Below are 14,560 nucleotides of genomic sequence, written 5' to 3'. Positions count from 1 at the left end.
GAAAATTACAAGGGAATTTCTATTAAAAGATTAAAATACTCTAAATTTAATAACAAAAATAAATTTGGTCGTATTTTTAATTTCTTTTCATTATTTGCAATGTTTGTTTGTAAAATGCCAAAAATGCTGACTTATGATCATATATTAGTATATTCAAACCCACCAATATTACCTTTAATTCCAGATGTGTTATATCGAATGTTTAACAAGCAATACTCATTTGTAGTGTATGATATTGCGCCCGACAACGCTTTGAAAACAGGAACTATCAAATCTGGAAGTCTAATTGATAGATTAATGAACTATATCAATAAACATGTATATAAAAATGCTGAAAACATCATAGTTCTAGGCACAGAAATGAAAACTTATTTATTACAAAATAAAATTTCAGATAACCCGGGAAATATTCACGTGATACCTAACTGGTACATAGAATCTGAATATGACGTAGTTAAGAGTAATGAATTTAAGAAACTTAGAAATCAATATGACAAGATCTTGCTATATAGTGGCAATATGGGACAACTACAAGATATGGAGACAATTGTTGAATTCTTAAAGTTAAATAAGAATAACGAGAACACGTTAACGATTCTATGTGGGCATGGTAAAAAATATGCAGAAGTGAAAAAAAGTATTAAATCAAACGAAATTAAAAATGTGAAGATGTATGAATTTCTAACTGGGACTGATTATACGGATGTATTAAAAATTACTGATGCTTGTTTTGCTTCGTTAATTCCTGAAGGTGTGGGCTTAGGTGTGCCGAGTAAAAACTATGGTTACTTAGCCAATAAGAAACCCTTAATTTTAATTATGGATAAACATTCAGATATCGTTAAACACGTTGAAACATACAATGCAGGTATTCAAATTGATAATGGTGCAGCACAAGACATTCTAAATTTTATAACTTCGCACTCAAGGAATGACTTACAAGTATTGGGGGGTAATGCATATCAATTATTTAAAGATGAATATACGAGACAACATAACACAACTAAATATTATATTTTGCTGAATGGAGGCAATTGATGTGAAAAGAGCTTTCGATTTATTTTGCTCAATATATGGATTAATTGTAGCCGGGCCGTTACTACTTATTGTAGCAGTACTAATAAAATTAGAGTCACCGGGTCCTGCTATTTTCAAACAAAAAAGACCAACGATAAATAATGAGCTTTTTAATATTTATAAATTTAGATCCATGAAAATGGGGACGCCTAACGTAGCAACAGATTTAATGGGGCCAGAAGATTTTATAACTAAGACAGGTAAATTCATTAGAAAAACATCAATTGATGAGTTACCGCAATTAGTAAATGTGCTAAAAGGAGAAATGTCAATAGTGGGCCCGAGACCAGCACTTTATAACCAATATGAACTTATCGAAAAGAGGACTAAGGTTAATGTGCATACAATACGACCAGGTGTTACTGGATTAGCTCAAGTGATGGGCAGAGATAATAACACAGATGACCAAAAAGTTATGTATGATAAATACTATTTGGAAAATCAATCATTACTACTTGATATGTACATCATTTATAAAACTGTGATTAACACAATCTCTTCAGAAGGTGTGTCTCACTAATGGCTAAACACATTTTAATAACTGGAAGTAGCGGATATGTTGGCAGTCATTTAGCAGATAGTTTAGAACAATTAGGTAATAAAGTTAGCAGATTAAATGTAAAAAATACATTGTGGAAAGAACTGGATTTTAAGCAATATGATGCCATTATCCATACAGCAGCTTTAGTACATAACAATGATCCTAACGCTCAACTTGCAGAGTATTTTCGAGTTAATATGCATTTAACATTTAATTTAGCAATGGAAGCCAAAAAATGCGGAGTTAAACATTTTGTATTTATGAGTACGATGGCTGTGTTTGGAGAGGATGGCAAAATTGGTGAAATGGTTGAGCTAACAAATCCAACTAATTTAAAACCAGTGACAAATTATGGTATATCAAAGGCTAAAGCTGAAGCTAAAATACGAGAGATAGCAGATGATAATTTTAAAGTTGCAATAATTAGACCTCCAATGATATATGGAGTAGGTTCACCAGGTAATTTCACTAAATTAATAAAAGTTGCAAAGCGATTACCTATAATTCCAAATTTAAGTAATGCTAGGAGCGCTTTGTATATTAAACATTTGGAACAATTTGTAAATGAAATAATTAAACATGAAATGACAGGTATCTATCATCCAAAAGATAAATTTGAATTCAATACGACAAAGGTTGTAACAGAAATACGGAAGAATGAACATAAAAATACATTTTTATTGCCTATTCCAAAAGCAATGTATCCTATTTTAAATAAATTTCGAGTTATTTCTAAAATCTACGGTAACTTGGTGTATGCCAAATCTTTGTATGCACATGAAAGCAAAGTTGCTATTGATAATCAGAAATTTGAAACAATTATCAAAGATATCATGAATAAATATTAGTATTTTAAAAGTCATTTTAATGAAAATCACATATAAAAATTATTATTTGTATATGGAGGGTATTATTTTGAAAATAACAGTTGTGGGTTTAGGTTATATCGGACTACCAACATCTATTATGTTCGCCAAACATGGTGTGGATGTATTAGGTGTAGACATAAATGAAAAAACAATCGATTGTTTACAACAAGGGAAAGCAAACATAGAGGAGCCAGGGTTACAAGAAGCATTTGAAGAAGTACTTGAAACAGGGAAGTTCAAAGTATCTACCAAGCCTGAAGAAGCGGATGCATTTATCATTACTGTACCAACACCAAATAACGATGATACGTACGAATCTTGTGATATTTCAATAGTACTTAGTGCAATAAACAGTGTAATTCCACATTTAACAAAAGGTGATACGATTATTGTAGAGTCTACTATTGCACCTCGTACCATAGATGACTTCGTTAAACCATTAATCGAAGAAACTGGATTTATAGTTGGCGAAGATATTTATTTAGTTCACTGTCCAGAACGTGTATTACCTGGGAAAATTTTAGAAGAGTTAGTATATAATAACCGTATTATTGGTGGTGTTACATCTAAATGTGTGGAAGCTGGGAAACGAGTTTATAGTACATTTGTTAAAGGTGAAATGATTGAAACTAATGCACGTACTGCTGAAATGAGTAAATTAATGGAAAATACTTATCGTGATTTAAATATTGCTTTAGCAAACGAGTTAACAAAAATTTGCAATAACTTAGACATCAATGTATTAGATGTGATTGAAATGGCTAATAAGCATCCACGTGTAAACATACATTTACCTGGTCCAGGTGTAGGAGGTCATTGTTTGGCTGTTGATCCGTATTTCATTATCGCGACAGACCCAAAAAATTCGCCATTAATTCAAAATGGTCGAAAAATTAATCGCTCAATGCCTCAATTTGTAGTTGAAAATGTTAAGCGGTTATTAACTGGTATCGATAACGCCAAAGTTGCTGTATTTGGATTAACTTATAAAGGTGACGTCGATGATATTAGGGAATCACCAGCTGTTGATATTTATACATTATTACAAGATGAGAACTTAGATGTAGTGGCTTATGATCCACATGTTAAATTAGATTTTGTTGAAAAAGATATTGATAAAGCTACTGAAGGGGCTTCACTGGTACTTATTCTTGCGGATCATTCTGAGTTTAAAACATTTAGTGATGATGACTTCAAATACATGAAACATAAAATCATCTTTGATACGAAAAACATTGTTAAATCCAACTTTAAAGATGTATCATATATTAACTATGGTAATCTATACATAACAAGAGATATAGAGCTAGTTAATTAATGATTGAATTTAAATTGTTATGAACAAGGGGGAAGCAAATGAAGAAAATAATGACCGTTTTTGGCACCCGCCCGGAAGCTATAAAAATGTCGCCTCTAGTTAAAGCGTTACAAACAAATGAAAAGCTACAACCAGTTGTCGTAATTACAGCACAGCATAGAGAAATGCTCGATAGTGTGTTAAACATCTTTGATATAAAAGCAGATTATGACTTAAATATCATGAAGGCAAACCAAACATTAGGTGAACTCACTTCTAGAATTATAACGAAATTAGATGCAGTAATAAAAGAGGAAAAACCAGATATGGTCCTGGTTCACGGAGATACAACGTCTACATTTGTAGGTGGCTTAACAGCTTTTTACAATCAAATACCAATTGGTCATGTAGAAGCAGGATTACGTACTTGGAATAAATATTCTCCATTTCCAGAAGAGATGAATAGGGTCATGGTTGCTCATATGGCTGATTTAAATTTTGCACCCACAGAGCAAGCTGCTAATAATTTACAAAGGGAAAAGAAACAAGTAGCAAGTATCGTTGTAACGGGAAATACTGCCATTGACGCAATGAAGACAACAATTAAAGACGGATATCAGTCAAAAATTCTTGAACGTCATAGTGATAAAAGAGTTATTTTATTAACTGCACATAGAAGAGAGAATATTGGGGAATCTATGCACAACATCTTTAGAGCAGTTCGTGACATTGTAGATGAATATAAAGATGTCGTTGTTATATATCCAATGCACAAAAATCCTAAAGTAAGAGAGATTGCGAGTCAGTATTTATACGATCATTCAAGAATTGAATTAATTGAACCGCTTGATGTTGTAGATTTTCATAATTTTGCAAATGAAGCACATTTAATTCTTACAGATTCTGGAGGAGTTCAAGAAGAGGCACCATCATTGGGTAAACCGGTATTAGTCTTGAGAGATACCACTGAACGACCAGAAGGTGTTAGTGCTGGTACATTAAAAGTTATTGGTACAACTTATGAAGCAGTGTTAACAGAGACGAAAAATTTGTTAGATAACCACAATGAATATGAAAGAATGAATAAAGCTAGTAATCCATATGGAGATGGCAAAGCTTCGCGACGTATTTGTGAAAACATAGAATATTATTTTGGAATTAGAGAAGTAAAACCTGAACCTTTTAATTATAGAAATTAAAATTTAAACAGCATCTCAATAGTTGAAATGATAGTCAACTTTAATTGAGATGCTTTTTTGTTTATCATTGTAAGCGTAATCATAATTTTAGGACAATGATTTCCATTTAAAGTATAATCGGAGTAGTATTAGTACTAGGTATTAAAATTGTTAGAAGAAATGAGGGATATTATGTCTAAAGTAGTGACAGACATTAATGCAGCATTAGTGAATTTGCAAGATGGTATGACACTTTTAGCTGGTGGTTTTGGTTTATGTGGTATTCCAGAATATGCTATCGAAGCTATTCGAAATAAAGGAACTAAGCATTTAACAGTTGTGAGTAATAACTGTGGTATAGATGATTTTGGTTTAGGTCGTTTGTTAGAAAAGAAACAAATCGATAAAATGATCAGCTCTTATGTTGGTGAAAATAAACGTTTTGAACAGCAATTGATTAATGGGGAATTAGCTGTTGAGTTAACACCTCAAGGTACTTTAGCTGAAAAATTACGTGCGGGTGGTGCTGGAATTCCAGCATTTTATACACCAACAGGAGTAGGCACATTAATTGCTGAAGGCAAAGAAGTCCGTGAATTTGATGGAAGAGAATATTTAATGGAACGTGCGATTACTGGTGATGTTGGAATTATTAAAGCGCAAAAGGCCGATACATTTGGGAACTTAGTGTTCGACAAAACAGCACGTAACTTTAATCCACTATGTGCTATGGCAGCGAAAACAACAGTTGTGGAAGTGGAAGAGCTTGTAGAGGTCGGTGATATTGATCCAGATGCTGTGCATTTATCAGGGGTTTATATTGATTACATATTTGTTGGAGCGGAGTTTGAAAAAAGAATTGAAAAGCGTACAGTAAAGGAGGTTAATCATGGATAAAATGACACAAAGAATGAAAATAATTCGTCGTGCAGCCCAAGAAATAAAAAGTGATATGGTCATTAACTTAGGTATTGGTATGCCTACATTAGTTGCTAATGAAATAAATGACCATGTGGAAAATGTTTATTTCCAATCTGAAAATGGATTGTTAGGTATCGGTCCTTACCCAACTGATGCTGAAGTAGATCCAGATTTAATTAATGCGGGTAAAGAAACGGTAACTGCAGCTAAAGGTGCATCATTCTTTGATAACGCAGAGTCGTTTGCCATGATACGTGGCGGTCATATTGATTTGGCCATACTTGGAGGTATGGAAATAGCGCAAAATGGCGATTTGGCTAACTATATGATTCCAGGGAAATTAGTCAAAGGTATGGGTGGTGCCATGGATTTAGTTGTAGGTGCACAACAAGTAGTAGTTATTATGGATCATGTCAATAAACATGGTGATTCTAAAGTGAAAAAAGCTTGCACCTTACCATTAACAGGTAAAGGCGTCGTTGATACATTAATTACTGATTTAGCTGTCTTCCAGTTTGAAGATAATGTTATGAAACTCATTGAGTTACAAGAAGGGGTATCTTTAGCAGACGTAGAAAAGTATACAGAAGCAGAGTTTGAAAATCATTTGAAGGAGTTGTAATGACTTGGTTAAAGATAAAGTAACAATCATTACTGGTGCAGCCAGTGGTATTGGTTTAGAAATAGCTAAAATATTTGCGAAAGAAGAAGCTGAGCTCATTCTCGCAGATATGAATACAACTAAATTAGAGAGCGAAGTGCAGTCGTTACAAGCACAAGATGTAGATTGCATGGGTATCACAGTAGATGTAACCAACGAAGATGATATTCAACGTATGATTCAACAGACTGTCGAACATTATGGGCGAATCGATATTTTGTTTAATAATGCAGGATTGCAACATATAGATAGTATTGAATCTTTTGCTACAGACAAATTTAGACAAATGATTGATATTATGTTAGTTGGTAGTTTTATGGCGATGAAATATGCTTTGCCATATATGAAAAAGCAACAATCAGGACGTATATTAAATATGGCATCTATAAATGGCGTGATTGGTTTTGCGGGTAAAGCTGCTTACAATAGTGCCAAGCATGGCATAATTGGTTTAACTAAAGTAGCAGCATTGGAAAATGCTACAGATGGCATTACAGTTAACGCTTTGTGCCCAGGTTACGTTGATACACCTTTAGTACGTAATCAAATGGCAGAGTTAGCCAAAAACAGAGGAACAAATATAGAAGATGTGTTAGATGAAGTATTGTATCCTTTAATACCGCAAAAGCGTTTGTTGCAAGTGTCCGAAATTGCTGACTATGCTTTGTTTTTAGCTAGTGATAAAGCTAAAAGTGTTACAGGACAAGCAGTGCTAATAGATGGAGGCTACACAGCCCAATAAGGTGAACTTAATGTTTGAGTATAAATATCGCTTAGAGGAGGTTTGTTATGCAATTTATTAGTGCAGATGAGCAAGCAAAATTGTTAGATATGAAAGAAGTTGTAGATGCAGTAGCTGAAGCATTACAAGCTTATTCAGCAGGTCAAACTGAAACACCGATACGTTATTCATTACCTTTTAACCAAGACAATCGTTATTTAGTCATGCCTGCACTGTCAGATGCGTTAAAATTAGTAGGGTTGAAAAATGTAACGTTCGCACCACATAATCCTGATAAGGGCAAAAGTACAATAGTTGGATCCGTAGTGTTATCTGATTATGATACTGGAGAGACATTAGCGATATTAGAAGGTTCATATCTAACAAAAATTCGCACTGGCGCTATTTCTGGTGTGGCGACACAATATTTAGCTAAAGAAGATGCTCAAACATTGTGTGTAATTGGTACTGGTGAACAAGCTGAAGGATTAATTGAAGCTGTTTTAGCAGTGAGGGATATCCAACGTATTCAATTTTATAACCGTACATATGCTAAAGCAGTGGACTTTGCACAAGGTGTTGCAGATAGACATCCACAAGTCGCAATCGCAGTGTATGATGATGTTGATGCTGCCATGGATGATGCAGAAGTTATAGTTACAGCAACGAATGCGTCTGCACCTGTGTTCGAAAAACAAGTGGAACCAGGGGTACATGTAAATGCAGTCGGATCGTTCAAACCAGATATGCAAGAACTCCCTTCACAGTTAATTGCTAACGCAGATAAGGTAGTAGTTGAAGCGGCAGAAGCAGCGTTAAAGGAAACCGGTGATTTAATAAATCCTGTAAATGAAGGTGTCTTTAATGATACAGATTTGTACGGTGAATTAGGGAATATAGTTGCAGGTAAGTTAACCGGGAGAGATTCAGCAGAAGAAATAACTGTTTTTAAATCAGTGGGCTTAGCTATAGTCGATATCGTAGTTGCTAATTATTTTTATCAAAAGTTAAGGGCTTCAAAATAATACTAAAAGAGAGTTGCATCAATATTGGATGTAACTCTTTTTTCTAATTATATATAAGCAAAAGGGTTGTCTGTTAGGATTATATTTGTTTAAATGTAATTATGAAAGTTACAATTAAGGAGTGGAGAGATGAATTTATCATTCAATATCGCAATTCACGTACTAACATTTTTAACTAAACATAGTAACGAACGATTTTCCAGTGATGCTTTAGCAGAAAAGGTGTGTGTTAATGCAGTGCAATTACGTAATGTTGCACGGATATTGAAACAACATGATTATTTGGACGTTCATCGTGGGCAAGCTGGAGGGTATCAAGCAACTAAAAAAACAGCAAGTGCTAATTTAGGTGACCTTTATTTATTGTTCACTGAGGGTAGAGATAAAGGACGTATTTTTACAGGAGACCATGACAGTAGTTGTGAAGTATCTAGTCAAATTAGCACTACGATGGCTAAGCATTTTCAACAAGAGGCGATACGTGTTCAAGCGTATTATGAAAACTTTACTATTAAAGATATTTTAGAAGACATACTCAAGGAGGATAAATAGTATGAAAACATATGATTTAATTGTAATTGGTTTTGGTAAAGGTGGTAAAACATTAGCAAAATTTGCAGCTACACAAGGTAAAAAAGTTGCAATGATTGAACAATCACCTCGTATGTATGGTGGTACGTGCATTAATATTGGATGTATACCTTCTAAAACGTTAGTGCATGAAGGCTTAGCACATAGTGGATTTAAGCAAGCAATGCAACGTAAAGAAGAAGTTATCGATGCGTTAAATAATAAAAACTACCATAATTTAGCGGATGAAGAGAATATTACAGTTTTTGATAATAAAGCAAAATTCCAATCTAATGATACAGTTGCCTTATTAAATGACAATGGTTCAATAGAAGAGACTGTTACTGCTGAAAATATTGTAATTAATACAGGTGCAACGCCAGTAATTTTACCTATCGATGGTATTAAAGAGTCACAATATTTATATGATTCTACTGGTATTATGAATTTACCTGAACAAACACAACGACTTGTAATCGTAGGTGGGGGTTATATTGCTTTAGAGTTTGCATCAATCTTTGCGAATTTTGGTACTGAAGTTACAGTGCTTGAACATAAATCTGAGTTATTAGCACATGAAGATCGTGAAGTCGTGGCTCAAGTTGAACAGGATTTAACGGATAAAGGTGTAACATTCGTATATAACGCTGAAACAACAGCTTTTGAAGATCAAGATGATCATACTTTAGTGCGCACTTCACAAGGAGATTTTGCAGCGGAAGCAGTGTTATTAGCAACAGGTCGTAAACCTAATACTGACTTAGAATTAGACAATACTGATATTAAGTTAGGTGAGCGTCAAGAAATAGCGGTAAATGATAAACTACAAACAACAGTGCCACATATTTATGCATTAGGCGATGTTAAAGGTGGCATGCAATTCACTTATATCTCGTTAGACGACTTTAGAATTGTGAGAGATCAATTATTAGGTAATGGACAAAGAACAACTAATAATCGTGGTGCAGTTCCGTATACAATGTTTGTTGATCCACCATTCTCTCGTGTAGGTTTAACGGCAGCAGAAGCTGAAGTACAAGGTTATGACTTTGCAGAAGGTCAAATGGCAGTGAATGCAATGCCGCGACATAAAATAAATCATGACGAACGTGGTTTATTCAAAGTAGTCATTGATAAATCAAACAATCAGATTTTAGGAGCTACTTTATATGGTGCACAAACTGAAGAAATAATTAATATTATTAAATTAGCGATTGATCAACAGATTACGTATGATGTATTGCGTGACAATATTTATACGCACCCTACAATGATTGAATCATTTAATGATTTATTTAATATCTGATTGGTTTTTTGTTTAGACATGGTGATGAGCGTTAAAAAGTGCTGTCTACAATATATTGTAGACAGCACTATTAAATACGATTATACTGTGTAGTATTGTTTTGATAACAACAAGGAGATTGTAAGGAAATGAATATATTGAAAAGACTATTGTATAAGGAAGATCCTGCTCTGTTTCTAAATAAAGATGCACATCTTGAAAGGACATTAAGAGTAAGAGATTTTCTAGCACTAGGGGTCGGTACGATAGTGTCGACAGCAATTTTTACATTGCCTGGTGTGGTTGCGGCGGATTATGCAGGTCCGTCAGTAAGTTTATCGTTTTTAGTAGCAGCTATTGTTGCTGCGCTAGTAGCTTTTGTATACGCAGAAATGGCATCAGCTATGCCTGTTGCGGGTTCTGCTTATACGTGGATAAGTTTATTATTTGGCGAATTCTTCGGGTGGATTGTCGGCTGGGCATTAATTGCAGAATACATTATTGCAGTGGCATTCGTTGCATCGGGGTTTTCGGCAAATTTGCGAGGACTAATTGCTCCATTGAATATTGAGTTACCTGCAACATTATCTAATTCTTTAGGCAATAATGGCGGCGTAATAGATATTTTAGCTGCAGTAGTGGTTATTATTACTGCGTTATTATTATCTCGGGGCGCATCTGAAACAGCGCGAGTACAAAATATTTTAGTTGTTTTGAAAATACTAGCGATCTTTTTATTTTTAATAGTAGGTTTAACAGTTATTGATTTACATAACTATGTGCCTTTTATCCCTGAACATTCGTCTACTGCGAATAGTACATTTGGTGGGTGGCAAGGTATTTATGCTGGTAGTTCAATGATTTTTATTGCATATATCGGCTTTGATTCCATCGCGGCCAATTCTGGTGAAGCTATAGAGCCTCAAAAAACAATGCCACGTGGTATTTTAGGTTCGTTACTGATTGCAGTGGCATTATTTATTGCTGTATCTCTCGTACTGGTCGGTATGTTTAACTATAGCGAATACAAAGATAATGCAGAGCCTGTAGGTTGGGCACTTCGAATGAGTAATCATGAAGTTATTGCTGCTGTGGTACAAGCAATATCTGTTGTCGGTATGTTCACAGCCTTAATAGGCATGATGCTAGCAGGTTCTAGATTACTGTATTCATTTGGTAGAGATGGGGTTTTACCGACATGGATAGGTAAACTCAACAATAAACATCTACCGAATCATGCATTATGGATTCTTACACTGGTAGCGGTTATAGTAGGGTCAATGTTACCTTTTGCTTTCTTAGCACAATTAATAACTGCTGGAGCTTTGGTTGCCTTTATGTTTGTAACTATAGGTATGTATGCTTTACGGCCTCGAGAAGGTAAAGATTTACCAGAACCAGCATTTAAATTACCTTTGTATCCAGTAATGCCGATAATTATTTTTGTCTGTGTATTTTCTGTATTTTGGGGTCTTAGTGGCCAAGCTAAACTTTATACAATGATTTGGTTTATCGTAGGCATGGTTTACTACTTTATCTATATCATTGTGTTAGATAAACGAAAAATACAATAATATATTGTAGTGAAAGAGGCTGAGACATCATTGATTCGTCTCAGTCTCTTTTCATATTGTTCGTAGATGACTAGCAGTGAAAATGTGCGCTAAATCAACCATTGTTTACTGCTAGTTATCATTGCAAAGGGTGGGATGACGTAATCTTTTTAATAAAATTAGATTTCTGTCCCACTTCTTTTTATAAATATACTAATCTCAATTTTAATTTATATAAAAATATATTAAAATGTAATAATCATGAATAAAGAGGTATGTTTAATGAATAACAATTTGCAAAGAGCGTTAACAGCACGACAGATTCAAATGATAGCCCTTGGAGGTACGATAGGTGTTGGCTTGTTTATGGGCGCCTCGAGTACTATTAAATGGACAGGCCCCTCGGTTATATTAGCGTATGCCATTGCTGGTCTATTTGTATTTTTGATTATGAGAGCATTGGGTGAAATGTTGTATATTTATCCTGACACTGGATCATTTGCGAAATTTGCTAATGATTACATTCATCCATCATTTTCATACATAACTGCGAGTAGCAGTATTTTTAATTGGATCATAGTTGGAATGAGTGAAGTGATTGCAGTCGGCTCGTATATGCGATTCTGGTGGCCAGAATTACCTACGTGGATACCTGGTATAGTAGTTATTGCGATTTTGCTAACAGCAAATTTAATATCGGTAAAATGGTTTGGCGAATTTGAATTTTGGTTTGCTGCTATCAAAGTTGTTACAATTATTTTAATGATTATTGCAGGATTCGGCATTATTTTATTTGGTTTTGGTAATCACGGAGATCCAGTTGGTTTTGCCAATTTATGGTCACACGGTGGTTTTTTTGCTAATGGTTTAAGTGGTTTCTTTTTTGCACTCTCTATTGTATTTGGGTCATATATAGGTATCGAGTTGATAGGTGTTACTGCGGGAGAAACTAAAGACCCACAAAAAAATATTAAAAGAGCAATAAATGGAGTAATTTGGAGAATCCTAATTTTTTATGTGGGTTCTATATTTATAATTGTCACTGTGTATCCTTGGGATGAAGTAAGTCAAATTGGTTCGCCGTTCGTTGCAACATTTGCCAAAATTGGTATAACAGGTGCTGCGACAATTATTAATTTTGTAGTCGTTACAGCAGCAATGTCTGGTTGTAATTCAGGCATCTTTAGCACTAGTCGTATGGTTTATACACTCGCTAAACAAAAACAAGCATCAAAAATCTTTTTAAGGCTAAATCGTAATAATGTCCCAGATATCGCAGTCATTGCTGTGACTCTAGGTATTTTTATGGGCATTGTGTTAGATATTGTCTTACCATTAATATTAGGGAAAGATACTAATATCTTTGTCTATGTTTTTAGTGCGGGCGTTTTACCGGGTATGGTCCCTTGGTTTGCCATTTTAATTAGTCATTTGCGTTTTAGACTGTTAGAAAAGATACCAGATCATCCATTTAAAATGCCTTTTGCGCCATATAGTAATTACGTAACTATTTTAATGTTATTAGCAGTAATTGTCGGTATGATTTTTAATAAAGAGACACGAATTTCAGTTATTATTGGCATTGTTTATATTAGTGTAGTGAGCATCGTAGTAATTGCGAAACAGTGGCGTAGCAATAATTCTATACGATAAGGCTTGTAGAAGGATTAATAATAAAAAACAGTTGGGTGAGTAGATAAAATAGTTGTAAAAACTTAGTTTTAAACTCACTTTCTTATATATTTTTATAGTAATATTATTTTTAAGAGAGAGTAAGAAGTATGACCATTTAATTAAGGAGTATGACATGGAACAATTAATTAAAGATATTGCTAAGGTAGAATTGCATTGTCATTTAGATGGTTCAGTTAGTGTTGAATTAATTAAACAACTCGGCGCAGAACAAGGAATTGACATCAATGAACAGCATTTGCAAGCGGATAAAGACTGTGAAAATTTAGAAACATATTTAAAATGTTTTGATGAAGTACAAAAGGTTTTACAAACGAAAGATAGTTTAAGACGTTCGGTAATAGATGTGGCTGAACAAGCAACGCAAGATAATGTGAAATACATTGAATTACGTTTTGCCCCGTTATTTCATATGGAGCAAGGTTTAGCTGTAGAAGAAGTGATTGCAGCGGTAATATTAGGTGCAGAGCAAGCAATGGCACAACTGGATATTAAAATCAATTTACTAATTTGTGCGATGCGTCAACATGATATAGCAACGAATAGTGAGTTATTTGATCGAGTTATTGCACTAAATAGTGATCTCGTTTGTGGCATTGATTTTGCAGGTCCCGAAGCAGCTTTTCCGCCAGAAGATATAGCTCCTGCCATTCAATACGGCTTGGATCAAGGGCTTAATTTAACATTACATGCTGGTGAATGTGGCTGCATGCATAATGTGGTAGAATCTATTAAATTAGGTGCCCAACGTATTGGTCATGGTGTAGCTATTAATAACAATGATGAGTTATTAAATATGGTGAAAACGCATGATGTGTTATTAGAAATATGTCCGCAAAGTAACATGCAAACAAAGGCCATTGAGTCGTTTAAAGAATTAAACTTACCACAATTGATAGAGCAACAAGTGCCTTTCATCATTAACACGGATAATCGGACAGTCACTCAAACGACTTTAAATGATGAATATGTAATATTGTATGAGCATGAACAATTAACACTTGAACAAATGAAAATGATTAATAAACAGGCTGTAAATTATGCATTTTTAACTGACGCAGATAAAGACGTATTACAAGCACGTCTAGAACCAGTAAAATAACTTTGAAGTGAACACATAAAGTAGTCATTCAATTAAATAACGTTAAGGCGACTTCAATTTTTTATTTT

At 34.2% G+C, this 14,560-nt stretch carries 14 protein-coding genes; all 14 read left to right on the top strand.

Features of this window, described 5'->3' with window-relative positions; all coding sequences use genetic code 11:
- Positions 1-1,038: glycosyltransferase family 4 protein (locus CD036_RS08715; protein ID WP_258027393.1), on the top strand; the 1,038-nt coding region annotated here is incomplete at its 5' end.
- A 1-nt stretch (position 1,039) separates the two neighbouring features.
- Positions 1,040-1,597, top strand: a complete 558-nt coding sequence (locus tag CD036_RS08710; RefSeq protein ID WP_103388457.1) for a sugar transferase — start codon at positions 1,040-1,042, stop codon at positions 1,595-1,597.
- Complete coding sequence (locus tag CD036_RS08705; RefSeq protein WP_103388456.1) at positions 1,597-2,466, top strand: NAD-dependent epimerase/dehydratase family protein; 870 nt, start codon at positions 1,597-1,599, stop codon at positions 2,464-2,466. The genes CD036_RS08710 and CD036_RS08705 overlap by 1 nt, the downstream gene beginning before the upstream one ends.
- Positions 2,467-2,533: 67 nt before the next feature.
- A complete protein-coding gene (locus CD036_RS08700; protein WP_103388455.1) occupies positions 2,534-3,805 on the top strand; it encodes a nucleotide sugar dehydrogenase in 1,272 nt (423 codons plus the stop codon).
- A gap of 38 nt (positions 3,806-3,843) precedes the next feature.
- On the top strand, positions 3,844-4,983 hold the full coding sequence (wecB, locus tag CD036_RS08695) for a non-hydrolyzing UDP-N-acetylglucosamine 2-epimerase (RefSeq protein ID WP_103388454.1): 1,140 nt from the start codon (positions 3,844-3,846) through the stop codon (positions 4,981-4,983).
- Between the two features lie 171 nt (positions 4,984-5,154).
- Positions 5,155-5,859 carry a CoA transferase subunit A gene (locus CD036_RS08690; RefSeq protein ID WP_021459849.1) on the top strand — a complete coding sequence of 235 codons (705 nt, stop codon included), beginning with the start codon at positions 5,155-5,157 and terminating at the stop codon, positions 5,857-5,859.
- Positions 5,852-6,505: a 3-oxoacid CoA-transferase subunit B gene (locus CD036_RS08685; RefSeq protein WP_002509467.1), complete on the top strand. Its 654-nt coding sequence runs from the start codon at positions 5,852-5,854 to the stop codon at positions 6,503-6,505. The genes CD036_RS08690 and CD036_RS08685 overlap by 8 nt, the downstream gene beginning before the upstream one ends.
- A 4-nt stretch (positions 6,506-6,509) precedes the next feature.
- Positions 6,510-7,286 (top strand): 3-hydroxybutyrate dehydrogenase, encoded by a 777-nt coding sequence (locus tag CD036_RS08680; RefSeq protein WP_103388453.1) that lies wholly within the window; start codon positions 6,510-6,512, stop codon positions 7,284-7,286.
- A 47-nt stretch (positions 7,287-7,333) separates the two neighbouring features.
- Positions 7,334-8,290, top strand: coding sequence for an ornithine cyclodeaminase family protein (locus CD036_RS08675; RefSeq protein WP_021459852.1), 957 nt, complete (start codon positions 7,334-7,336; stop codon positions 8,288-8,290).
- A gap of 129 nt (positions 8,291-8,419) precedes the next feature.
- Positions 8,420-8,842 (top strand): redox-sensitive transcriptional regulator HypR, encoded by a 423-nt coding sequence (hypR, locus tag CD036_RS08670; RefSeq protein ID WP_002509470.1) that lies wholly within the window; start codon positions 8,420-8,422, stop codon positions 8,840-8,842.
- A gap of 1 nt (position 8,843) precedes the next feature.
- Positions 8,844-10,166 carry a hypothiocyanous acid reductase MerA gene (merA, locus tag CD036_RS08665; protein ID WP_103388452.1) on the top strand — a complete coding sequence of 441 codons (1,323 nt, stop codon included), beginning with the start codon at positions 8,844-8,846 and terminating at the stop codon, positions 10,164-10,166.
- A gap of 128 nt (positions 10,167-10,294) precedes the next feature.
- The gene (locus CD036_RS08660) at positions 10,295-11,719 is read left to right on the top strand and encodes an APC family permease (protein WP_103388451.1); all 1,425 of its coding nucleotides are present in this window, start codon (positions 10,295-10,297) and stop codon (positions 11,717-11,719) included.
- Positions 11,720-11,980: 261 nt separating this feature from the next.
- Positions 11,981-13,351, top strand: a complete 1,371-nt coding sequence (locus CD036_RS08655) for an amino acid permease (protein ID WP_021459855.1) — start codon at positions 11,981-11,983, stop codon at positions 13,349-13,351.
- Between the two features lie 154 nt (positions 13,352-13,505).
- Complete coding sequence (gene add / locus CD036_RS08650) at positions 13,506-14,492, top strand: adenosine deaminase (protein WP_002509475.1); 987 nt, start codon at positions 13,506-13,508, stop codon at positions 14,490-14,492.
- The last annotated feature ends 68 nt before the right edge of the window (positions 14,493-14,560 follow it).

Source organism: Staphylococcus arlettae (assembly GCF_002902345.1).
Lineage (GTDB): Bacteria > Bacillota > Bacilli > Staphylococcales > Staphylococcaceae > Staphylococcus > Staphylococcus arlettae.
This window is presented reverse-complemented; position numbering and strand designations above follow the sequence as displayed.